Origin of the sequence: Escherichia sp. F1 (genome assembly GCF_046764225.1) — a bacterium.
Taxonomy (GTDB): domain Bacteria; phylum Pseudomonadota; class Gammaproteobacteria; order Enterobacterales; family Enterobacteriaceae; genus Escherichia; species Escherichia coli.
Genome location: NZ_CP177202.1, coordinates 546656 through 567330, shown reverse-complemented (window position 1 = coordinate 567330; position 20675 = coordinate 546656). Strand labels below are relative to the sequence as shown.

Genomic DNA, 20675 nt, shown 5'->3' with positions numbered 1-20675 from the left:
AAAAAAACACAACTTGTACGGTAACGTTTATCTGTGCCATTTTTTCAGTACAATCACCCTATATTCCTAACCATAAACCCTAAGTTGCCTTTGTTCACAGTAAGGTAATCGGGGCGAAAAGCCCGGCTTTTGCGATGAATTTAGAAAAAATCAATGAGTTAACCGCGCAAGATATGGCGGGTGTTAATGCGGCAATCCTTGAGCAGCTTAATTCCGACGTCCAACTGATCAATCAGTTAGGCTATTACATCGTCAGCGGCGGCGGTAAACGTATTCGTCCGATGATTGCTGTACTGGCTGCACGAGCTGTTGGCTATGAGGGAAATGCGCATGTCACCATTGCTGCCCTGATCGAGTTTATCCACACGGCGACTCTGCTGCACGACGACGTTGTGGATGAATCAGATATGCGCAGGGGTAAAGCTACCGCCAACGCCGCATTTGGCAATGCCGCCAGCGTGCTGGTAGGCGATTTTATTTATACCCGCGCGTTCCAGATGATGACCAGCCTCGGCTCGCTCAAAGTGCTGGAAGTCATGTCAGAAGCCGTAAACGTCATCGCAGAAGGTGAAGTTCTGCAACTGATGAACGTTAACGATCCGGACATCACTGAAGAAAACTACATGCGCGTTATCTATAGCAAAACCGCGCGTCTGTTTGAGGCTGCCGCGCAGTGTTCCGGGATTCTGGCTGGCTGTACGCCGGAGGAGGAGAAAGGCCTGCAGGATTATGGGCGCTATCTCGGCACTGCTTTCCAGTTGATCGACGATTTACTCGATTACAATGCCGATGGCGAACAGTTAGGTAAAAACGTCGGCGACGATCTGAACGAAGGTAAACCGACGCTTCCGCTGCTGCATGCAATGCATCATGGCACACCAGAACAGGCACAGATGATTCGTACCGCCATCGAACAGGGTAACGGTCGCCATCTTCTGGAACCGGTTCTGGAAGCAATGAACGCTTGTGGATCTCTTGAATGGACGCGTCAGCGTGCCGAGGAAGAAGCAGACAAAGCCATCGCAGCGTTACAGGTGCTCCCGGACACCCCGTGGCGAGAAGCACTCATCGGCCTCGCGCACATCGCTGTTCAACGCGATCGTTAATCCCCTCCCCTCATCCCGCGCAGCGCGCGGGATGATTCCAGTAAATTCCATAAAAACACTTATTCAGCTCTATAACACCTGAAAAATAGGGCTGTACATCTTTATATATTCTGAATATTCACACTCTTTACAGGAACTTTTTAGAGCAATAGGCCATCAGGAGTATAGTGATGCTCGACAGAAGAAGTGTTCTGAATGAAAGCGACTAACTTAAGGAGTGAGGAAAGATGGAAAGTAATTTCATTGACTGGCATCCCGCTGACATCATTGCGGGTTTGCGCAAGAAGGGAACGTCAATGGCGGCGGAATCTCGCAGAAATGGTTTGAGTTCCTCAACGCTGGCGAACGCATTATCGCGCCCCTGGCCGAAAGGAGAGATGATTATTGCGAAAGCCCTGGGTACTGACCCCTGGATTATCTGGCCATCTCGCTACCATGATCCGCAGACCCATGAGTTTATCGACAGAACGCAGTTGATGCGTAGCTACACTAAACCGAAAAAATGAGTGGTCTGGCGGTAGCCCCGCGAACGGGGCTGCCAGCTCTCAGACAATTACTCGCCTTTCACACGCTCAATATTTGCACCTAAAGCGCGCAGTTTGTCTTCAATGCGTTCGTAGCCACGATCGATGTGATAAATACGATCAACCACCGTCGTCCCTTCCGCAATACAGCCAGCCAGCACCAGGCTTGCTGATGCACGCAGATCGGTTGCCATAACCTGTGCGCCAGAAAGTTTTTCAACACCGTGACAAATAACGGTATTGCTTTCGATTTCGGCGTGCGCGCCCATACGGCTCAGCTCTGGCACATGCATAAAGCGGTTTTCAAAGACCGTTTCGGTGATGAAGCCGGTCCCTTCTGCCACCAGGTTCAACAGCGTGAACTGGGCCTGCATATCGGTCGGGAATGCCGGATGCGGCGCGGTACGTACGTTAACAGCCTTCGGACGTTTGCCATGCATATCCAGGCTAATCCAGTCTTCGCCGACTTCGATGTCTGCTCCAGCGTCACGCAGCTTCGCCAGCACGGCGTCGAGAGTATCTGGCTGCGCGTTACGGCAGATAATTTTGCCGCGAGAGATCGCCGCCGCCACCAGGAAAGTACCGGTTTCGATACGATCCGGCAGCACGCGATAGACACCGCCGCCTAAACGTTCCACACCTTCGATGACGATACGATCGGTGCCCTGACCGCTAATTTTCGCACCCAGCGTAATCAGGAAGTTCGCGGTATCGACGATTTCCGGTTCACGCGCTGCGTTTTCAATAATCGTGGTACCTTCCGCCAGGGTTGCAGCACACATGATGGTCACCGTTGCGCCAACGCTGACTTTATCCATCACGATATGTGCGCCTTTCAGACGACCATCGACGGAAGCTTTAACGTAACCTTCTTCCAGTTTGATGGTCGCGCCTAATTGTTCGAGGCCAGAAATGTGTAGATCAACCGGACGTGCACCGATCGTACAACCGCCAGGCAGTGAAACTTGCCCCTGACCAAAGCGCGCTACCAGCGGCCCCAGCGCCCAGATAGAAGCACGCATGGTTTTAACCAGATCGTAAGGTGCGCAGAATACATTAACGTCGCGGGCATCAATATGCACAGAACCATTACGTTCTACTTTCGCACCCAGCTGGCTTAGCAGCTTCATTGATGTATCGACGTCTTTCAGTTTCGGGACGTTCTGGATCTCTACCGGTTCTTCCGCCAGTAGTGCGGCAAAAAGGATAGGCAGAGCAGCATTTTTAGCGCCGGAAATTGTGACTTCGCCCTGGAGCTTCGTTGGCCCCTGAACACGAAATTTATCCATTTAGTTTGTTCTCAGTTAACAATTCATATCCGCTACCGGCGAATCGCCCATAGCTCAAAAGCCGTTCAGTTTGCGATCGCGCGCCCACTCCGCAGGGGTATACGCTTTGATCGACACAGCATGAATGCGGTTATCCGCAATATATTCCATCAGCGGGCCATAGACCGTCTGCTGTTTTTTAACCCGACTCATGCCGTCAAACAACTCACCCACGGCAATAACCTGAAAGTGGCTGCCATCGCCGGAAACGTGGACTTCCTGGAGGGAGAGAGCGTTCATCAACACGCTCTGAATTTCATTATTTTCCATGGGATCTTCAATCATCAGTTAATAAACCAGCGAAACATCTTAGAGCAAAGTTGCGCTGGCATAAATAAGCAAAAAGCCTCGCTGATAAATCAGACAAGGCTCGACTTGCAGGCAGGTTTGCCGGACAGGCGGTTAACACCATATCCGGCCTGAAAAAATTTAACGAGGCAGAACATCAGCAGGCAAATTATACAATTTCGCCAGGGTATACACTTTATCGTTTACCCCCTGAAGCGTCACGTTGTTGCCCTGCTTTTTCACCAGATCGATAAGATGGAGCAGCAGTGCCAGTCCACCCGTATCCACGCGGGACACACGGCTAAGATCGATGCAGGTAATCCCCTTCACCGCTTCCTCACGCATTTCCCAAAGCGGTAGCAGAACGTCCTGATCCAGCTCTCCGGATAACGCCAGCGTGTCACCCGTCTGCATCCAGCTCAGTGACTCGCTCATTATTTTTTCTCTTCCAGAGTGATTTTCTGTTGAGAAATCGATTTCAGTTGTGCAGTCAGGCCGTCGATACCTTTGGTACGCAGCAGCGTTCCCCACTCGTTTTGTTTGGTGGTGATCATACTGACGCCTTCAGCAATCATGTCGTAAGCCTGCCAGTTGCCCGTCTGGGAGTTTTTACGCCACTGGAAGTCTAGGCGCACCGGCGGGCGGCCATTCGGGTCAATAATGGTAACGCGAATAGGCACAATGGTTTTATCGCCCAGCGGCTGTTCTGGCGCAATCTGATAGGTTTGACCGTGATACATCGCCAGCGCCTGACCGTAAGCCTGCTTCAGGTACTCACGGAAAGCGGCAAAGTAAGCATCACGTTGAGCAGGGGTCGCACTCTTGTAATACTGGCCCAGCACCAGCGCACCGGCGTATTTCACCTGTACGTATGGCAACAGTTCCTGATCGACAATGGTACGCAGATAATCCGGGTTGGCCCGAATTTGCGGTTGCTCATTCTTCAGGCGATCGAACGTTTTCTGCGCCGCCTCGTCCATCAGCTTATACGGATTGGTCTGGTCTGCCGCGGTTGCCGCACTCAGCGGTGCAATCACCAGCAAAGCGACCATCATTAAACGTTTAAACATGCGTCGGTTCTCCTGAAATTATTTCGTTGTACCCACAGGTTCAGTGGTTTCATTATTACCTGGCGCAGCAGCTGGCGCATCGCCACTATTCTTATTGTCATCGCCTTTACTACCGTAAAGGAACTGACCAATAAGATCTTCCAGCACCATCGCAGACTTGGTGTCCTGAATTGTATCGCCATCCTTCAGGATAGCAGTCCCCAGTTCCGGGTCTTCAAAACCGACGTTTAATGCCAGATATTGTTCCCCCAGCAGGCCGGAAGTACGAATGCTCAGCGAACTGGTATCAGGAATGTGGTTATAACGTTGTTCAATTTCCAGCGTTACGCGCGGCAGATAGGTTTTCGGGTCCAGCGTAATATCCGCCACCCGGCCCACAACAACACCACCAATGCTGACCGGAGAGCGCGCTTTCAGGCCGCCAATGTTATCGAACGTCGCATAAAGCGTGTAGGTCGGTTCAGTACGTATGGACGTCACGTTCGCCGCCTTCAGGCAAACAAACAGCGCCGCCAGTAGTGCTGCTAATAAAAAGATACCCACCCAAATTTCATTTTTTTTCGTTTGCATGAACTCAATTCCCAAACATCAATGCGGTCAGCACAAAATCCAGCCCCAGAACAGCCAGAGACGAGTGGACAACGGTGCGAGTGGTTGCCCGGCTAATCCCGGCAGACGTCGGGATGGCGTCGTAGCCGTTAAACAACGAAATCCACGTCACCGTGATGGCGAACACCACGCTCTTAATCAGACAGTTGACCAGATCCATACGCCAGTCGACGGCATTTTGCATTGCCGACCAGAAGAACCCGCTATCAATGCCTTTCCAACTGACGCCGACCAGAGATCCGCCCCAGATCCCCACGGCGACGAAAATAACCGTCAACAGTGGTAATGAAATAACCCCAGCCCAGAAACGGGGAGAAATAACCCGACGCAGCGGATCCACCGCCATCATCTCCATACTGGAGAGTTGCTCTGTAGCGCGCATCAGGCCGATTTCTGCGGTTAGCGCCGAACCAGCACGCCCGGCAAACAACAACGCGGCAACCACCGGCCCCAGTTCACGCAGTAGCGATAACGCCACCAGCATACCCAGACTGGTTTCCGCACTATAAGTGGTCAGAACCAGATAACCTTGCAGCCCCAACACCATTCCGATGAACACGCCAGAAACTACAATAATCAGCATCGACAGGACGCCGACATTATAGAGCTGGCGCACCAGCAGCGGCGCATGTTTGCGAAATTCCGGTTTGCCGACCAGCGCATTGAATAACATTAACCCGGCCCGCCCGAACGTTCTCAGGGTTTTAATCCCTTTATGTCCGAGCGACGCCAGCGCATTTAACAGCATGAGTGGCTTAACTCCCTGGTAAAAGATCAGCGTGATAATCGCCGGCAGGATAGCGGAACGGAACAGGCCCGTCAGCTATCCCGTCCAGAAACTGACGTACGCGTGGATCAGGATTCGCCTGCAACGCCTGGGCACTGCCATGAGCGACAATTTTTTTGTCCGCCAGGATCCAGGCGTGATCGGCAATACTTAACACTTCCGGCACATCGTGAGAAACCACCACACAAGTCACACCCAGCGCGCTGTTCAGCTCAGAAATCAGCTTCACCAGTACGCCCATGGTGATGGGATCTTGCCCAACAAAGGGCTCATCAAACATGATGAGATCCGGCTCCAGCGCAATCGCACGCGCCAGCGCTGCACGCCGCGCCATCCCACCGGAAAGTTCAGAAGGCATTAGTTTAGCCGCTCCACGCAGCCCCACGGCCTCCAGCTTCATCATCACCGTACTATGCAACAATGGCGCGGGAAGTTGAGTATGTTCGCGCAGTGGATAGGCGACGTTGTCAAATACGTTCATATCAGTGAACAACGCCCCGGACTGAAATAACATGCTCATCCGTTTGCGCACTGTATACAGGCGCGAACGAGACATCGCCGGAATATTCTCACCATCGAAAAGAATCTCACCATGATCTGGTGCGATTTGCCCGCCAATCAGACGGAGTAGCGTCGTTTTACCGATGCCCGATGGCCCCATGATCGCCGTGATCTTCCCTCGCGGCACGGTCAGGGAAATATTATCGAAGATGCAGCGATTGCCACGCGTAAAACTGACATCGCGCATATCGACTAAATTCGCCACAGACTGCTCCATAATTCACCCTTCGTCTTGCGTTGATTTTCTAAGCATGGCGCTCAATTTAACCTTGAACCCAACATATTTACAGAATATTACCCGCCGTGGTTAGCGAAAGCTGGCATTTGTTTTACTTTTTAGCCGCATAAAGTCAAAATTAAGAATCCGTTACGGCTTTCTGAAAATCTTCAGCGGACCGGCGAGTATACCTGAAGAAAGGACGTTAGATGCTTTTAGCTACGGCACTGTTAATTGTTGGTTTACTTTTGGTCGTTTACAGTGCCGACCGCCTGGTTTTTGCCGCGTCTATTCTTTGCCGAACCTTTGGCATCCCGCCGCTGATCATCGGCATGACGGTGGTCAGTATTGGTACATCGTTACCAGAAATCATCGTCTCGCTTGCCGCGTCTTTGCACGAACAACGCGATTTAGCCGTTGGTACAGCCCTCGGCTCAAACATTATCAATATATTGCTGATCCTCGGTCTGGCTGCGCTGGTTCGTCCTTTTACCGTCCATTCTGATGTTCTACGCCGTGAATTACCCTTAATGTTGTTGGTCAGCGTGGTGGCCGGTTCCGTACTCTATGACGGACAACTTAGTCGCAGCGATGGTATCTTTCTCCTCTTTCTGGCTGTGCTATGGCTGCTGTTCATTGTTAAACTTGCACGTCAGGCTGAACGTCAGGGGACTGACAGTCTGACCAGAGAGCAGCTTGCAGAGCTGCCGCGTGAAGGTGGATTGCCCGTCGCGTTTTTATGGCTCGGCATTGCGCTTATCATCATGCCAGTGGCCACGCGGATGGTGGTTGATAACGCCACGGTGCTGGCGAATTACTTTGCCATCAGCGAGTTGACGATGGGTCTGACGGCAATTGCTATCGGAACCAGCCTGCCGGAACTGGCAACCGCAATAGCGGGGGTTCGCAAAGGTGAAAACGACATTGCTGTCGGAAATATCATTGGCGCAAACATTTTTAATATTGTCATCGTGTTGGGTTTACCCGCGCTGATAACGCCAGGAGAGATTGATCCACTGGCGTACAGTCGTGACTACAGCGTGATGTTGCTGGTGAGCATTATTTTTGCGTTGCTGTGCTGGCGGCGCTCCCCGCAATCGGGCCGTGGTGTAGGGGTATTATTAACTGGCGGATTTATCGTATGGCTGGCGATGTTGTACTGGTTATCGCCAATACTCGTTGAATAACTGGAAACGCATTATGTCGCACGTAGAGTTACAACCGGGTTTTGACTTTCAGCAAGCAGGTAAAGAAGTCCTGGCGATTGAACGTGAATGCCTAGCGGAGCTTGATCAATACATCAATCAGAATTTCACGCTTGCCTGTGAAAAGATGTTCTGGTGTAAAGGGAAAGTTGTCGTCATGGGGATGGGGAAATCGGGGCACATCGGGCGCAAAATGGCGGCAACGTTTGCCAGCACCGGTACACCTTCATTTTTCGTCCATCCCGGTGAAGCCGCGCATGGTGATTTAGGCATGGTCACCCCACAGGATGTGGTGATTGCTATCTCTAACTCAGGTGAATCCAGCGAAATCACGGCCTTAATTCCAGTGCTTAAGCGTCTTCACGTACCGTTAATCTGCATCACCGGTCGCCCGGAGAGCAGCATGGCGCGCGCCGCAGATGTGCATCTGTGTGTTAAAGTAGCGAAAGAAGCCTGTCCGTTAGGGCTGGCACCGACCAGCAGCACCACCGCCACGCTGGTTATGGGCGATGCCCTCGCTGTCGCGCTGTTAAAAGCACGCGGCTTTACTGCCGAAGATTTTGCGCTCTCACATCCAGGCGGCGCACTGGGTCGTAAACTTCTGCTGCGCGTAAACGATATTATGCATACGGGCGATGAGATCCCGCATGTTAAGAAAACGGCCAGTCTGCGTGACGCATTGCTGGAAGTTACCCGCAAAAATCTTGGTATGACTGTCATTTGCGATGACAATATGATGATTGAAGGCATCTTTACCGACGGTGATTTACGCCGTGTCTTCGATATGGGCGTGGATGTTCGTCAGTTAAGTATTGCCGATGTTATGACGCCGGGGGGAATACGCGTGCGCCCTGGCATTCTGGCCGTTGAGGCACTGAACTTAATGCAGTCCCGCCATATCACCTCCGTGATGGTTGCCGATGGCGACCATTTACTCGGTGTGTTACATATGCATGATTTACTGCGTGCAGGCGTAGTGTAAAGATTCAAGGATAAACAACAATGAGCAAAGCAGGTGCGTCGCTTGCGACCTGTTACGGCCCTGTCAGCGCCGACGTTATAGCAAAAGCAGAGAACATTCGTCTGCTGATCCTCGATGTCGATGGCGTACTGTCAGATGGCCTGATTTATATGGGCAATAATGGCGAAGAGCTGAAAGCGTTCAATGTTCGTGACGGTTATGGCATTCGTTGTGCGCTCACCTCTGATATTGAAGTCGCTATCATTACCGGGCGAAAGGCTAAACTGGTAGAAGATCGTTGTGCCACATTGGGGATCACTCACTTGTATCAGGGGCAGTCAAACAAACTGATCGCCTTTAGCGATTTGCTGGAAAAACTGGCGATTGCCCCGGAAAATGTGGCTTATGTCGGCGATGATCTCATCGACTGGCCGGTAATGGAAAAAGTGGGTTTAAGCGTCGCCGTGGCCGATGCGCATCCACTGTTGCTCCCGCGCGCCGATTACGTGACGCGCATTGCTGGCGGTCGTGGTGCAGTGCGTGAAGTTTGCGACTTATTACTCCTGGCGCAGGGCAAACTGGATGAAGCCAAAGGGCAATCGATATGAGTAAAGCCAGACGTTGGGTTATCATTGTGCTATCACTGGCGGTTCTGGTGATGATCGGCATTAATATGGCCGAAAAAGACGATACCGCCCAGGTGGTCGTCAACAACAATGATCCCACCTATAAAAGCGAGCATACGGACACGCTCGTCTATAACCCAGAAGGGGCACTAAGCTATCGATTGATTGCTCAACATGTTGAATATTATTCCGATCAGGCCGTTTCGTGGTTTACGCAGCCGGTACTTACCACGTTTGATAAGGATAAAATCCCGACATGGTCCGTAAAAGCAGATAAAGCCAAGCTGACCAATGACCGGATGCTCTATTTATATGGACACGTTGAAGTCAACGCACTTGTGCCGGACTCTCAACTTCGCAGAATCACGACGGATAACGCGCAGATCAATCTGGTGACGCAGGATGTTACCTCTGAAGACCTCGTCACGTTATACGGAACAACATTTAACTCCAGCGGTCTGAAAATGCGCGGCAACTTACGCAGCAAGAACGCCGAGCTGATTGAAAAGGTTAGAACATCCTATGAAATTCAAAACAAACAAACTCAGCCTTAATCTTGTGCTTGCCAGCTCACTTCTGGCCGCCAGCATTCCGGCATTTGCCGTAACCGGAGACACTGATCAGCCGATCCACATTGAATCGGACCAGCAATCTCTTGATATGCAAGGCAACGTGGTTACCTTTACCGGTAATGTCATCGTCACCCAGGGCACCATCAAAATTAATGCCGACAAAGTGGTCGTTACCCGTCCGGGCGGCGAACAAGGTAAAGAAGTGATTGACGGCTACGGTAAACCGGCAACGTTCTACCAGATGCAGGACAATGGTAAACCCGTTGAAGGTCACGCTTCCCAGATGCACTACGAACTGGCAAAAGATTTTGTCGTTCTGACGGGTAATGCTTATCTGCAGCAGGTCGATAGCAACATTAAGGGCGATAAGATCACTTACCTGGTGAAAGAGCAGAAAATGCAGGCTTTCAGCGACAAAGGTAAGCGCGTAACCACCGTTCTGGTGCCGTCGCAGCTGCAGGACAAAAACAACAAAGGCCAGACCCCGGCACAGAAGAAGGGTAATTAATTCGTTATGGCAACATTAACTGCAAAGAACCTTGCAAAAGCCTATAAAGGCCGTCGCGTGGTAGAAGACGTCAGCCTGACCGTCAACTCCGGGGAAATTGTCGGTCTGCTGGGGCCAAACGGTGCCGGTAAGACCACCACTTTCTACATGGTTGTAGGCATTGTGCCGCGCGATGCGGGCAACATCATTATTGATGATGACGATATCAGTCTGCTGCCTCTGCATGCACGCGCGCGCCGCGGTATCGGCTATCTGCCACAGGAAGCCTCCATTTTCCGTCGCCTCAGCGTTTACGATAACCTGATGGCGGTACTGCAAATTCGTGACGACTTGTCTGCTGAACAACGTGAAGACCGCGCGAACGAGCTGATGGAAGAGTTTCACATTGAGCACCTGCGTGACAGCATGGGGCAGTCACTCTCCGGGGGTGAACGTCGCCGTGTAGAAATTGCCCGCGCACTGGCTGCGAATCCGAAATTTATTCTGCTCGACGAACCGTTTGCCGGGGTTGACCCGATCTCGGTTATCGACATTAAACGCATCATTGAGCACCTGCGCGACAGCGGCCTGGGCGTACTGATCACTGACCACAACGTGCGTGAAACACTGGCGGTTTGTGAACGCGCTTATATCGTCAGTCAGGGGCATTTGATCGCCCACGGCACGCCTACGGAAATCTTACAAGACGAACACGTTAAGCGTGTATACCTTGGGGAAGACTTCAGACTCTGATAGGGTAGAAGTTTGCGACGTTTTAGCAGGAGAGTACGATTCTGAACATGAAGCAAGGTTTGCAACTCAGGCTTAGCCAACAACTGGCGATGACGCCACAGCTCCAACAGGCAATTCGTCTGTTGCAGTTGTCGACGCTGGAACTTCAGCAGGAGCTACAGCAGGCACTGGAGAGTAATCCGCTGCTTGAGCAAATCGACACTCATGAAGAAATCGACACCCGCGAAACGCAAGACAGTGAAACGCTGGACACCGCCGACGCGCTCGAACAAAAAGAGATGCCGGAAGAGCTGCCGCTCGATGCCAGTTGGGACACCATTTACACCGCTGGTACACCATCCGGCACCAGCGGTGACTACATTGACGACGAGCTGCCGGTCTATCAGGGCGAAACGACGCAGACCTTGCAGGATTACCTGATGTGGCAGGTCGAGCTGACACCGTTTTCCGACACTGACCGCGCTATTGCTACCTCTATCGTCGATGCCGTTGATGACACCGGTTATCTGACTGTCCCGCTGGAAGATATTCTCGAAAGTATGGGCGATGAAGAGATCGACATCGACGAGGTTGAAGCCGTCCTTAAGCGGATCCAACGGTTTGATCCGGTCGGTGTGGCGGCAAAAGATCTGCGTGACTGCCTGCTTATCCAACTCTCCCAATTCGATAAAACCACGCCGTGGCTGGAAGAGGCCAGACTGATTATTAGCGATCATCTCGATCTGTTAGCCAATCACGACTTCCGCACTTTAATGCGCGTCACGCGTCTGAAAGAAGATGTGCTGAAAGAAGCCGTCAATCTGATCCAGTCGCTCGATCCGCGCCCCGGGCAGTCGATCCAGACTGGCGAACCTGAGTATGTCATTCCAGATGTGCTGGTGCGTAAGCATAACGGTCACTGGACGGTAGAACTCAACAGTGACAGCATTCCGCGTCTGCAAATCAACCAGCACTACGCCTCGATGTGCAATAACGCGCGCAACGATGGTGATAGCCAGTTTATCCGCAGCAATCTGCAGGATGCCAAATGGTTGATCAAGAGTCTGGAAAGCCGTAACGATACGCTACTGCGCGTGAGTCGCTGTATCGTTGAACAGCAGCAAGCCTTCTTTGAGCAAGGTGAAGAATATATGAAACCGATGGTACTGGCCGATATCGCCCAGGCTGTCGAAATGCATGAATCGACGATATCTCGCGTGACCACGCAAAAATACCTGCATAGTCCACGAGGCATTTTTGAACTGAAGTATTTCTTTTCCAGTCACGTCAATACCGAGGGCGGCGGCGAAGCTTCCTCCACGGCGATTCGTGCGCTGGTGAAGAAATTAATCGCGGCGGAAAACCCAGCGAAACCATTGAGCGACAGCAAGTTAACCTCTTTGCTGTCGGAACAAGGTATCATGGTGGCACGCCGCACTGTTGCGAAGTACCGAGAGTCTTTATCCATTCCGCCGTCAAACCAGCGTAAACAGCTCGTTTGACCCAACCGATAAGGAAGACACTATGCAGCTCAACATTACCGGAAATAACGTCGAGATCACCGAGGCACTGCGCGAATTTGTTACAGCCAAATTTGCCAAACTTGAGCAATATTTTGACCGAATCAACCAGGTCTATGTTGTTCTGAAAGTGGAGAAAGTCACCCACACCTCAGATGCAACACTGCATGTAAACGGTGGTGAAATTCATGCCAGCGCGGAAGGTCAGGACATGTACGCTGCCATTGATGGCTTAATTGATAAGCTGGCACGCCAGTTGACCAAACATAAAGATAAACTGAAACAACACTAATTGTCCGGGCAATTAGCATGTGCATGGCGGCCTGTTGTGCGGCACAACGGGCCATTTGTACGGTTAATGCTCCGAGCCTGTTCCACTGTTTGAGTGGGCAGGTTCTTAGGTGAAATTATGACAAATAATGATACAACTCTACAGCTTAGCAGTGTTCTTAACAGGGAATGTACGCGAAGCCGCGTCCACTGTCAGAGCAAAAAACGCGCCCTGGAAATCATCAGCGAGCTGGCGGCGAAACAACTTAGTCTGCCGCCTCAGGTGGTTTTTGAAGCTATCCTGACGCGGGAAAAAATGGGCAGTACCGGTATCGGCAATGGTATTGCTATTCCGCATGGCAAACTGGAAGAAGATACTCTGCGCGCCGTTGGCGTTTTCGTTCAGCTCGAAACGCCTATAGCTTTCGATGCCATCGACAACCAACCGGTGGATTTACTTTTTGCCCTGCTGGTGCCGGCAGACCAAACTAAAACGCACCTGCATACTCTGTCACTGGTGGCGAAACGTCTGGCGGACAAAACCATCTGCCGCCGTTTACGCGCAGCCCAGAGCGATGAAGAGCTGTATCAAATCATTACGGATACCGAAGGTACTCCGGATGAAGCGTAGTTATTCGGTAATGTCTCTTTTAGACGTTGTGAGGAGAAACAGTACATGGTACTGATGATCGTCAGCGGACGTTCAGGTTCAGGTAAATCTGTCGCCCTGCGTGCGCTGGAAGATATGGGTTTTTACTGCGTGGATAACCTTCCCGTAGTGTTGTTACCCGATCTGGCTCGAACCCTGGCCGATCGCGAGATTTCTGCCGCCGTCAGCATTGATGTTCGTAATATGCCGGAGTCACCAGAAATATTCGAACAGGCGATGAGTAACCTGCCTGACGCTTTCTCACCGCAACTACTGTTCCTGGATGCCGACCGTAATACCTTAATTCGTCGTTACAGTGACACGCGCCGACTGCATCCGCTTTCCAGCAAAAACCTGTCGCTGGAAAGTGCTATCGACAAAGAAAGCGATTTGCTGGAGCCTCTGCGTTCGCGAGCGGATCTGATTGTCGATACCTCAGAAATGTCCGTTCACGAGCTGGCTGAAATGCTGCGTACCCGTCTGCTGGGTAAACGTGAACGCGAACTGACCATGGTCTTTGAGTCTTTCGGCTTCAAACACGGTATCCCTATCGATGCAGATTACGTCTTTGACGTGCGCTTCTTGCCGAACCCGCACTGGGATCCGAAACTGCGTCCAATGACAGGTCTTGATAAACCTGTCGCCGCGTTCCTCGACCGCCACACAGAAGTACACAATTTTATCTACCAGACGCGAAGCTATCTTGAGCTATGGTTACCTATGCTGGAAACCAACAACCGTAGCTACTTGACGGTCGCCATTGGTTGTACCGGCGGGAAGCACCGTTCGGTGTATATTGCAGAGCAACTGGCAGACTACTTCCGCTCGCGCGGTAAAAACGTCCAGTCACGCCATCGTACGCTGGAAAAACGTAAACCATGACCGTCAAGCAAACTGTTGAAATCACAAACAAGCTGGGCATGCATGCCCGGCCTGCAATGAAGCTGTTTGAATTAATGCAAGGTTTTGACGCAGAAGTGCTGTTACGTAATGACGAAGGCACCGAGGCCGAAGCCAACAGCGTTATTGCGCTGCTGATGTTGGATTCTGCCAAAGGACGGCAGATTGAAGTTGAAGCGACCGGCCCACAGGAAGAGGAAGCACTGGCCGCCGTTATCGCCCTCTTTAACTCTGGTTTTGATGAAGATTAATCTTCATCACTTTGACATTCAAATCCCTTCAAGCTCCCCCGGCAATAAGAAAAGCGCGTACTGAAATCGTTCTCAATCAACGTCAATTGTACATTTCGTGCGCTTTTTACTTTCAGAAGAACCTTAAGAAAACCTTAAGAAGCATTGTTTAGGTTTCGTTTAAGTTAATCGACCATACTGGAGATCGTCAGAAAATATTTCCAGGAGATGGCATGATTCGCTTATCTGAACAAAGTCCCCTGGGCACCGGAAGACATCGGAAATGTTATGCGCATCCGGAAGATGCCCAACGCTGTATCAAGATTGTCTACCATCGTGGCGATGGTGGCGATAAAGAGATCCGCCGTGAGTTAAAGTACTACGCGCATCTTGGTCGCCGGTTAAAAGACTGGAGTGGAATACCGCGCTATCACGGTACCGTTGAGACGGATTGCGGAACCGGTTATGTCTACGATGTGATTGCCGATTTCGACGGCAAGCCTTCCATTACGCTGACCGAATTTGCAGAACAATGCCGTTACGAAGAAGACATTGCACAACTGCGCCAGTTACTGAAACAGCTGAAGCGTTATTTGCAGGATAACCGTATCGTGACGATGTCGCTGAAGCCGCAGAATATCCTCTGTCACCGCATCAGTGAGTCAGAGGTTATCCCCGTCGTCTGCGACAACATTGGTGAAAGCACATTGATTCCACTGGCGACCTGGTCGAAGCGGTGTTGTCTGCGTAAGCAAGAGCGGTTATGGAAACGATTTATCGCCCAACCGGCGCTGGCTATTGCCCTGCAGAAAGATCTGCAACCTCGTGAGAGCAAAACGCTGGCCCTCACTTCGCGCGAAGCTTAATCAAGCTGGTGCTGTTGCATAAACGACTCACCGCCTAACTGATACATCTGCCGTAAAATCCACGCCTGACGGCCACGCACGTAGCCCGATGGCGCGGAGACTTTGAAACGAAGTGGATTAGGTAATACAGCTGCCAGTAATGCAGCTTCCGAGCGGGTAAGTTTGCTCGCGGGTTTGTGGAAATAACGTTGTGCCGCAGCTTCGACGCCAAACACACCGTCGCCAAATTCGGCGATATTCAGGTAAACCGTCAGGATACGCTTTTTGCTCCAGACAGTTTCTATCCCCAGCGTTAATCCAGCTTCCAGCCCTTTTCGAACCCAGCTACGCCCATCCCATAAAAAGAGATTTTTGGCTGTCTGCTGAGAAATCGTTGACGCACCGCGAATACGGTTTTCATTGCGCTCGTTGTGGGCCAGGGCTTGCTCAATGGAGGCGACATCAAAGCCCCAGTGCTCAGGAAACTTCTGATCTTCTGCGGCAATCACCGCCAGTCCCATCCACGGCGAAATTTGATCCATACTGACCCAGTCAGAATGTGCCACGTAACGAAAATTGCCATGCAGCCAGGCGCTGACTTGTCGCTCGGCCATTACCGCTGAGAAAGGAACAGGCGCAACGCTAAACAACGCGATGCCCCCGCCCCAGAAAACGGCGAGGACAACCATTAACCGCAGAAGAAAACGGCGAACGAAACTAAACACCGTTAAGCGGCTTTTACTCATTCCGCCAGGACCAGCACGCGGGAAACCAGCTTATCAATGCCGCTCGCCGCTTCTGCAATGTTCTGCGCCAGCATATATGCCGGGGTGGTGACAATCTTATTGTCTTCATCAACCACGATATCATCGACAGGACACGGCACATGCTCCGCGCCCATCTCTTCCAGCACTTCTGCGGTATCGATATCAGTACCGATGGTCAAACGCAGCGGGAAATCGAAAATTTTCGGCAGCATCGCCGGGGCAATACACATAAAACCAAGCGGTTTTCCGGCCTGATGCATCGCTTGTGCCAGCGCCTTTAATTCACGGTCAACGGTGCATTCGCTACCAAGACTGGCAAAATTGCTTAAATTCTTCGCCGCGCCAAAACCCCCCGGCACAATCAACGCATCCAGTTCAGCGGCATCGGCCTGGGCCAGAGGACGGATTTCACCGCGCGTTATTCGTGCCGCTTCAATCAGCACATTGCGCGTTTCCGTCATCGCTTCGCCCGTTAAATGGTTGATAACATCAACCTGCTGCTTATCCGGTGCAAAGCAGACCGCCTGCGCACCGCTGCGTGAAATAGCTAACAACGTCAACACCGCTTCATGAATTTCAGAACCGTCATAGACGCCGCATCCGCTCAGAATTACGCCAATTTTCTTCATTGTGATCATCCTTTCGCAATTGACTGAAACACATTAATTTTTTTAATAAAAATGCTACGCATCACACATTTAACTGATTCATGTAACAAATCATTTAAGTTTTGCTATCTTAACTGCGTGCGGCCTGAAAAACAGTGCTGTGCCCTTGTAACTCATCATAATAATTTACGGCGCAGCCAAGATTTCCCTGGTGTTGGCGCAGTATTCGCGCACCCCGGTCTAGCCGGGGTCATTTTTTAGTGGCTTTTGCCACCCACGCTTTCAGTACTTCTACGTCGTGACGCCACTCTTCTTTCATCTCTTCAATCCATTCACCGACGTTATCTTCCCAGGCGGGAAGGTCAGGAGACTGAATTTGCTGACCCAGCTGTTGCAGATGGCGTAACCCCACTGACCCCGCCGCACCTTTAATTTTATGTCCTTCCTCAACAATGCCTTTTTTATCCTGCGCCGTCAGATTCGACTCCAGCACGCTGACATAGCCCGGCATCATCTTCTCAAACACCGCTAACCCGTCGGTGATCAGCTTCGGTCCTACAAGTTCGAGATACTGTTCCAGCATGGGAATATCGAGCAATGCTTCTGATTTACTGTTCTCTTCTGTCGTCACCGTACTCTCCTCATCATCCTGGGTATCCCAGAATTTCTTGATCATCGCGGTTAGCGCCGGAACAGAAAGCGGCTTACTCAGCACATCATCCATTCCAGCATTGAGGTACTCTTGCTTGTCTTTCAGCACGTTAGCGGTTAAGGCCACCAGCGGCGGTAAATCCTCGCGCGGATAACGCTTCGTCAGTTCACGAGAGATATCCAGCCCGGTCATATCTGGCAACTGAATATCCAGCAATACCAGGTCGTATTCGCCCGGTTTAAACATCTCCAGCGCCGCCTTGCCGGTCATGGCGACATCAACGCTGTTACCTAATTTTTCCAGCACAGAACGCGCGACAATCACGTTCAGTTCAATGTCTTCCACCAGCAGCACATTCAGCGCCGGTAAAGGCATATCGTCTTCATCAAACGCATCATCAACCTCTTCTGCTACCGACGGTGCGTGGATCGTCAACGTAAAGGTTGAACCTTTGCCCTGTTCGCTGGTAACCGTAATATCGCCGCCCATATTTTTCGCCAGACGACGAGAAACGGCCAGACCAATACCGGTGCCGGTGGCAGGTTTACCGCCATGACTGTCTTTCACCTGGTAATACATGGCGAAGATTTTATCCAGCTCATCTTGCGGAATGCCGATACCAGAGTCTTCCACTTCAAAATGCAGCATATCGCCTTCATCGTAGCGCACGCGCACAGTAACCTGGCCTTGCTGGGTGAATTTGACGGCGTTACTGATGAGATTCCACAGGATCTGCCGTAAACGCGTCCCGTCGGTAATGACCTGATGCGGTAATGGCAGCGTAGGCTCCAGATTAAAGCGCAATCCTTTTTGTTGCGCCTGCAATGCGGAGAGATTTTCCAGATCGGCAAGGAAGCTGGTGAAATCAACCGGCTGATTATCAAGCTGGACCTTACGCCGTTCCATCTTATCCATGTCGATAATATCGTTGAAGATATTCCCGAGCGTGACGGCCGAAACATGGATGGTTTTGAGATATTTTTCCTGCTCGGCGGTGAGTTCGGTATCCAGCAGAATGCGGCTCAGGCCGACGATACCATTCAGCGGTGTACGCAATTCGTGACTGATGGTGGAAATAAACGTCGTTTTGTCGCGGCTGGCGCGTTCAAGCGCATCCTGATACCGCTTACGCTCGGTAATGTCGCGACCAAAACCCATCAAACCGTGACGTTTACCCACGCGGTCGTAGTACGGCACTTTACGGATTTCAAAACAGGCTTTGCGCCCGTCCGGGTAATCCAGCCACTGTTCATAGGTCAGTGACACATTATGACGGAACACTTTTTCATCGGTTTCAATGACTTTTGCGGCGGCTTCCGGTGAGTAAACATCAGCAGGTTTCAGGTGAACCAGTTGTTTTTCGCTTTTTCCGGTCAGCAGCTCCATCGCGCGGTTACAGCCGGAAAACTCTTTATCTTCGTTACGATAAAAAACCAGGTCGGGTGAAGCATCAAGAAAGGAACGTAAGAATGAGGATTGCTGTTCGAGCTGAATTTGTGTCTCTTCACGCTCTTTAATTTCAATTTTCAGTTGGCCGAAGGTTTCCTGCAGTTCTGCTTCCGCTTTTTCACGAACGGCGATTTCCTGATTTAGCTGGGCAATATTATCTTTTAACTGAACGTTGAGGCTCAAATCGCGCTCGCGCATCTCCTCCAGTTTTTGCACCAGCCGTGACAGACGTTGCCGTGACTCCTCCAGTTGCTCGACGACCACCGATAGAAAGTAGACCGCCCACGGCGTAATCAGCAAACCAAAGAAGATAGAACGAATAACATCAATGCTTTCGACCTGACCATGCAGCACCATGGTCACTGCCATTTGTACCACAATGGCGAGTACAACAAGGGCCAGCGCCAGCAGCATTGAGAAGCGCACCAGACCTAACTTCATCATCAGGTCAACATAATACTGCGCCAGCAGACGAATTTGCTTCATTAGGGAATTCCTTCACGACAACCTGCCCCAATAATACCCAATTCTGACAGTTACGTTATAAATTGTGTGAGAAATGCGGAATTCCCCTCAATGGTCTACTCCGTTGGAGGTAGCCACGGGCGTCCCAGCGCCGATCCTTGTACGCCATGTTCATTCAGATAGCGATCCAGCTCGACCATTCCCGTCCATCGATTTTCGCACCACAGCGGAGCAAGCAACGTCGGGCGACGGGCGCTGGCGGAAATGCGGTGGTAGATCACTTCCGGTGGCGTATGGCGAATCATTTCTCCGGCAGTGAGCGTGTAATCCTCCAGTTCAATACCGTTCAAACGCCCCGCTTCCCAGGCTTTCGCCATAATGCTGCCTTTCACAATATGCAGCGGATGCAGCTTTATGCCGTCCACGCCAGTTTCAACCACTCGCTCCAGCGTTTGCAAACATTCAGCCTGCCCTTCGCCAGGCAGGCCGACAATTAAGTGAGAACACACCTTCAGCCCACGCTCACGCGCCAGCTGCGTCGTGCGCTGATAACAGGCAAAATCATGACCGCGATTGATGCGATGCAGCGTTTTGTCGTGGGCGGTTTGTAGCCCCAGCTCCAGCCACACTTCGTAACCCTGGTCCTTATATTCGCAAAGCAGATCCAGCACCGCATCCGGCACGCAGTCCGGGCGGGTACCAACACACAAACCGACAATATTGGCCTGGCTCACCGCCTGCTGATACATAGAACGCAGCACCTGAACTTCCGCAAAGGTGCTGGTATACGCCTGAAAGTAGGCCAGATAGCGTTTAGCGCGGTTAACTAAATTCGCCTGGTGCGCCAGTTGCTCGGCAATGGAATGATGCTGCTGCGCTTCATCGGCAAACGAGGCAACATTACAGAATGTGCAGCCACCACGCCCGATGGTACCGTCACGGTTAGGGCAGCTAAAACCGCCGTGCAGCGTCAACTTATGCACCTTTTGCCCATAACGACGGGTGAGATCACCACCAAACATATTGACTAATTTCTGTAACTGCATAATCTGATAGACCGCGCCTTGAAAAGAGGCCAAAGCCTGCCATTTTTAGCTCAATTCGGCGATGACCTGGATCAATCGTCCCGGCCTGCTTTTATCAACTGCATAATCAATCAAAATTACCGAAATTTCATGCATGATCACATAAATCATTTTTGCTTATCTTGTGTCAGATTTTTTTATCTCCTTATGGATTTTAGGCAA

The 20675-nt window shown here is 51.3% G+C and carries 25 protein-coding genes; 14 read left to right on the top strand and 11 right to left on the bottom strand.

The genetic code is table 11. The features are described 5' to 3' along the window. The first annotated feature begins 134 nt into the window (after window positions 1-134). A complete protein-coding gene (gene ispB, locus ACK8NJ_RS02655) occupies window positions 135-1106 on the top strand; it encodes an octaprenyl diphosphate synthase (protein WP_001047336.1) in 972 nt (323 codons plus the stop codon). 227 nt (window positions 1107-1333) lie between these two features. Continuing rightward, window positions 1334-1612 carry a DNA-binding transcriptional regulator SfsB gene (sfsB, locus tag ACK8NJ_RS02650; RefSeq protein ID WP_000445407.1) on the top strand — a complete coding sequence of 93 codons (279 nt, stop codon included), beginning with the start codon at window positions 1334-1336 and terminating at the stop codon, window positions 1610-1612. Between the two features lie 47 nt (window positions 1613-1659). Here the strand turns inward: sfsB and murA are convergent, their stop codons facing one another. From murA to mlaF, 7 genes are all read right to left on the bottom strand, one after another. Further along, window positions 1660-2919 carry a UDP-N-acetylglucosamine 1-carboxyvinyltransferase gene (gene murA / locus ACK8NJ_RS02645; RefSeq protein ID WP_000357259.1) on the bottom strand — a complete coding sequence of 420 codons (1260 nt, stop codon included), beginning with the start codon at window positions 2917-2919 and terminating at the stop codon, window positions 1660-1662. A 54-nt stretch (window positions 2920-2973) separates the two neighbouring features. Further along, window positions 2974-3228 (bottom strand): BolA family iron metabolism protein IbaG, encoded by a 255-nt coding sequence (gene ibaG, locus ACK8NJ_RS02640; RefSeq protein WP_000429656.1) that lies wholly within the window; start codon window positions 3226-3228, stop codon window positions 2974-2976. 159 nt (window positions 3229-3387) lie between these two features. Next, on the bottom strand, window positions 3388-3681 hold the full coding sequence (mlaB, locus tag ACK8NJ_RS02635) for a lipid asymmetry maintenance protein MlaB (RefSeq protein WP_001346697.1): 294 nt from the start codon (window positions 3679-3681) through the stop codon (window positions 3388-3390). Continuing rightward, on the bottom strand, window positions 3681-4316 hold the full coding sequence (gene mlaC / locus ACK8NJ_RS02630; protein WP_000476484.1) for a phospholipid-binding protein MlaC: 636 nt from the start codon (window positions 4314-4316) through the stop codon (window positions 3681-3683). The genes mlaB and mlaC overlap by 1 nt, the downstream gene beginning before the upstream one ends. An 18-nt stretch (window positions 4317-4334) precedes the next feature. Further along, window positions 4335-4886: an outer membrane lipid asymmetry maintenance protein MlaD gene (gene mlaD, locus ACK8NJ_RS02625; protein WP_001296448.1), complete on the bottom strand. Its 552-nt coding sequence runs from the start codon at window positions 4884-4886 to the stop codon at window positions 4335-4337. Window positions 4887-4890: 4 nt separating this feature from the next. Next, complete coding sequence (gene mlaE, locus ACK8NJ_RS02620) at window positions 4891-5673, bottom strand: lipid asymmetry maintenance ABC transporter permease subunit MlaE (protein ID WP_000925795.1); 783 nt, start codon at window positions 5671-5673, stop codon at window positions 4891-4893. Between the two features lie 7 nt (window positions 5674-5680). After that, window positions 5681-6490 carry a phospholipid ABC transporter ATP-binding protein MlaF gene (gene mlaF / locus ACK8NJ_RS02615; RefSeq protein ID WP_000438245.1) on the bottom strand — a complete coding sequence of 270 codons (810 nt, stop codon included), beginning with the start codon at window positions 6488-6490 and terminating at the stop codon, window positions 5681-5683. Window positions 6491-6699: 209 nt separating this feature from the next. Between mlaF and ACK8NJ_RS02610 the strand changes: the two genes are divergently transcribed. From ACK8NJ_RS02610 to yrbL, 12 genes are all read left to right on the top strand, one after another. Continuing rightward, window positions 6700-7677: a calcium/sodium antiporter gene (locus tag ACK8NJ_RS02610; protein WP_000922881.1), complete on the top strand. Its 978-nt coding sequence runs from the start codon at window positions 6700-6702 to the stop codon at window positions 7675-7677. Window positions 7678-7690: 13 nt separating this feature from the next. Continuing rightward, complete coding sequence (kdsD, locus tag ACK8NJ_RS02605) at window positions 7691-8677, top strand: arabinose-5-phosphate isomerase KdsD (protein WP_001295557.1); 987 nt, start codon at window positions 7691-7693, stop codon at window positions 8675-8677. Window positions 8678-8697: 20 nt separating this feature from the next. Continuing rightward, window positions 8698-9264 (top strand): 3-deoxy-manno-octulosonate-8-phosphatase KdsC, encoded by a 567-nt coding sequence (kdsC, locus tag ACK8NJ_RS02600; RefSeq protein WP_000030006.1) that lies wholly within the window; start codon window positions 8698-8700, stop codon window positions 9262-9264. Continuing rightward, window positions 9261-9836: an LPS export ABC transporter periplasmic protein LptC gene (gene lptC, locus ACK8NJ_RS02595; RefSeq protein WP_000030537.1), complete on the top strand. Its 576-nt coding sequence runs from the start codon at window positions 9261-9263 to the stop codon at window positions 9834-9836. The genes kdsC and lptC overlap by 4 nt, the downstream gene beginning before the upstream one ends. Beyond that, window positions 9805-10362 carry a lipopolysaccharide ABC transporter substrate-binding protein LptA gene (lptA, locus tag ACK8NJ_RS02590; protein WP_000669785.1) on the top strand — a complete coding sequence of 186 codons (558 nt, stop codon included), beginning with the start codon at window positions 9805-9807 and terminating at the stop codon, window positions 10360-10362. Before lptC ends, lptA begins: the two co-directional genes overlap by 32 nt. Window positions 10363-10368: 6 nt before the next feature. Next, a complete protein-coding gene (lptB, locus tag ACK8NJ_RS02585) occupies window positions 10369-11094 on the top strand; it encodes an LPS export ABC transporter ATP-binding protein (protein ID WP_000224099.1) in 726 nt (241 codons plus the stop codon). A 47-nt stretch (window positions 11095-11141) separates the two neighbouring features. Then, window positions 11142-12575, top strand: coding sequence for an RNA polymerase factor sigma-54 (gene rpoN, locus ACK8NJ_RS02580; protein WP_000809051.1), 1434 nt, complete (start codon window positions 11142-11144; stop codon window positions 12573-12575). 22 nt (window positions 12576-12597) lie between these two features. Next, window positions 12598-12885 (top strand): ribosome hibernation promoting factor, encoded by a 288-nt coding sequence (gene hpf, locus ACK8NJ_RS02575; protein ID WP_001176599.1) that lies wholly within the window; start codon window positions 12598-12600, stop codon window positions 12883-12885. Window positions 12886-13002: 117 nt separating this feature from the next. Beyond that, complete coding sequence (gene ptsN / locus ACK8NJ_RS02570) at window positions 13003-13494, top strand: PTS IIA-like nitrogen regulatory protein PtsN (RefSeq protein WP_000183676.1); 492 nt, start codon at window positions 13003-13005, stop codon at window positions 13492-13494. 45 nt (window positions 13495-13539) lie between these two features. Continuing rightward, window positions 13540-14394, top strand: a complete 855-nt coding sequence (gene rapZ / locus ACK8NJ_RS02565; protein ID WP_000243741.1) for an RNase adapter RapZ — start codon at window positions 13540-13542, stop codon at window positions 14392-14394. Further along, window positions 14391-14663, top strand: coding sequence for a PTS phosphocarrier protein NPr (npr, locus tag ACK8NJ_RS02560; RefSeq protein WP_000216791.1), 273 nt, complete (start codon window positions 14391-14393; stop codon window positions 14661-14663). Before rapZ ends, npr begins: the two co-directional genes overlap by 4 nt. A gap of 212 nt (window positions 14664-14875) precedes the next feature. Beyond that, on the top strand, window positions 14876-15508 hold the full coding sequence (gene yrbL, locus ACK8NJ_RS02555; protein WP_203139619.1) for a PhoP regulatory network protein YrbL: 633 nt from the start codon (window positions 14876-14878) through the stop codon (window positions 15506-15508). On the opposite strand, the gene mtgA is transcribed toward yrbL, so the two are convergent. The 4 genes from mtgA to ACK8NJ_RS02535 form a co-directional block, all read right to left on the bottom strand. Beyond that, a complete protein-coding gene (gene mtgA, locus ACK8NJ_RS02550) occupies window positions 15505-16233 on the bottom strand; it encodes a monofunctional biosynthetic peptidoglycan transglycosylase (protein ID WP_000047073.1) in 729 nt (242 codons plus the stop codon). The two genes, yrbL and mtgA, sit on opposite strands and share 4 nt — an antisense overlap. Further along, window positions 16230-16883: an isoprenoid biosynthesis glyoxalase ElbB gene (elbB, locus tag ACK8NJ_RS02545; protein WP_001300411.1), complete on the bottom strand. Its 654-nt coding sequence runs from the start codon at window positions 16881-16883 to the stop codon at window positions 16230-16232. Before elbB ends, mtgA begins: the two co-directional genes overlap by 4 nt. Before the next feature lie 229 nt (window positions 16884-17112). Then, window positions 17113-19449, bottom strand: coding sequence for an aerobic respiration two-component sensor histidine kinase ArcB (gene arcB / locus ACK8NJ_RS02540; protein WP_000809774.1), 2337 nt, complete (start codon window positions 19447-19449; stop codon window positions 17113-17115). 95 nt (window positions 19450-19544) lie between these two features. Further along, window positions 19545-20474, bottom strand: a complete 930-nt coding sequence (locus ACK8NJ_RS02535; protein WP_328116506.1) for a TIGR01212 family radical SAM protein — start codon at window positions 20472-20474, stop codon at window positions 19545-19547. Window positions 20475-20675: the final 201 nt, after the last annotated feature.

Excerpts from the sequence above, each read along its gene's own strand:
- ispB (WP_001047336.1), top strand. The coding sequence starts at position 135 with ATGAATTTAGAAAAAATCAATGAGTTAACCGCGCAAGATATGGCGGGT.
- sfsB (WP_000445407.1), top strand. The coding sequence starts at position 1,334 with ATGGAAAGTAATTTCATTGACTGGCATCCCGCTGACATCATTGCGGGT.
- murA (WP_000357259.1), bottom strand. The coding sequence starts at position 2,919 with ATGGATAAATTTCGTGTTCAGGGGCCAACGAAGCTCCAGGGCGAAGTC.
- ibaG (WP_000429656.1), bottom strand. The coding sequence starts at position 3,228 with ATGGAAAATAATGAAATTCAGAGCGTGTTGATGAACGCTCTCTCCCTC.
- mlaB (WP_001346697.1), bottom strand. The coding sequence starts at position 3,681 with ATGAGCGAGTCACTGAGCTGGATGCAGACGGGTGACACGCTGGCGTTA.
- mlaC (WP_000476484.1), bottom strand. The coding sequence starts at position 4,316 with ATGTTTAAACGTTTAATGATGGTCGCTTTGCTGGTGATTGCACCGCTG.
- mlaD (WP_001296448.1), bottom strand. The coding sequence starts at position 4,886 with ATGCAAACGAAAAAAAATGAAATTTGGGTGGGTATCTTTTTATTAGCA.
- mlaE (WP_000925795.1), bottom strand. The coding sequence starts at position 5,673 with ATGCTGTTAAATGCGCTGGCGTCGCTCGGACATAAAGGGATTAAAACC.
- mlaF (WP_000438245.1), bottom strand. The coding sequence starts at position 6,490 with ATGGAGCAGTCTGTGGCGAATTTAGTCGATATGCGCGATGTCAGTTTT.
- ACK8NJ_RS02610 (WP_000922881.1), top strand. The coding sequence starts at position 6,700 with ATGCTTTTAGCTACGGCACTGTTAATTGTTGGTTTACTTTTGGTCGTT.
- kdsD (WP_001295557.1), top strand. The coding sequence starts at position 7,691 with ATGTCGCACGTAGAGTTACAACCGGGTTTTGACTTTCAGCAAGCAGGT.
- kdsC (WP_000030006.1), top strand. The coding sequence starts at position 8,698 with ATGAGCAAAGCAGGTGCGTCGCTTGCGACCTGTTACGGCCCTGTCAGC.
- lptC (WP_000030537.1), top strand. The coding sequence starts at position 9,261 with ATGAGTAAAGCCAGACGTTGGGTTATCATTGTGCTATCACTGGCGGTT.
- lptA (WP_000669785.1), top strand. The coding sequence starts at position 9,805 with ATGAAATTCAAAACAAACAAACTCAGCCTTAATCTTGTGCTTGCCAGC.
- lptB (WP_000224099.1), top strand. The coding sequence starts at position 10,369 with ATGGCAACATTAACTGCAAAGAACCTTGCAAAAGCCTATAAAGGCCGT.
- rpoN (WP_000809051.1), top strand. The coding sequence starts at position 11,142 with ATGAAGCAAGGTTTGCAACTCAGGCTTAGCCAACAACTGGCGATGACG.
- hpf (WP_001176599.1), top strand. The coding sequence starts at position 12,598 with ATGCAGCTCAACATTACCGGAAATAACGTCGAGATCACCGAGGCACTG.
- ptsN (WP_000183676.1), top strand. The coding sequence starts at position 13,003 with ATGACAAATAATGATACAACTCTACAGCTTAGCAGTGTTCTTAACAGG.
- rapZ (WP_000243741.1), top strand. The coding sequence starts at position 13,540 with ATGGTACTGATGATCGTCAGCGGACGTTCAGGTTCAGGTAAATCTGTC.
- npr (WP_000216791.1), top strand. The coding sequence starts at position 14,391 with ATGACCGTCAAGCAAACTGTTGAAATCACAAACAAGCTGGGCATGCAT.
- yrbL (WP_203139619.1), top strand. The coding sequence starts at position 14,876 with ATGATTCGCTTATCTGAACAAAGTCCCCTGGGCACCGGAAGACATCGG.
- mtgA (WP_000047073.1), bottom strand. The coding sequence starts at position 16,233 with ATGAGTAAAAGCCGCTTAACGGTGTTTAGTTTCGTTCGCCGTTTTCTT.
- elbB (WP_001300411.1), bottom strand. The coding sequence starts at position 16,883 with ATGAAGAAAATTGGCGTAATTCTGAGCGGATGCGGCGTCTATGACGGT.
- arcB (WP_000809774.1), bottom strand. The coding sequence starts at position 19,449 with ATGAAGCAAATTCGTCTGCTGGCGCAGTATTATGTTGACCTGATGATG.
- ACK8NJ_RS02535 (WP_328116506.1), bottom strand. The coding sequence starts at position 20,474 with ATGCAGTTACAGAAATTAGTCAATATGTTTGGTGGTGATCTCACCCGT.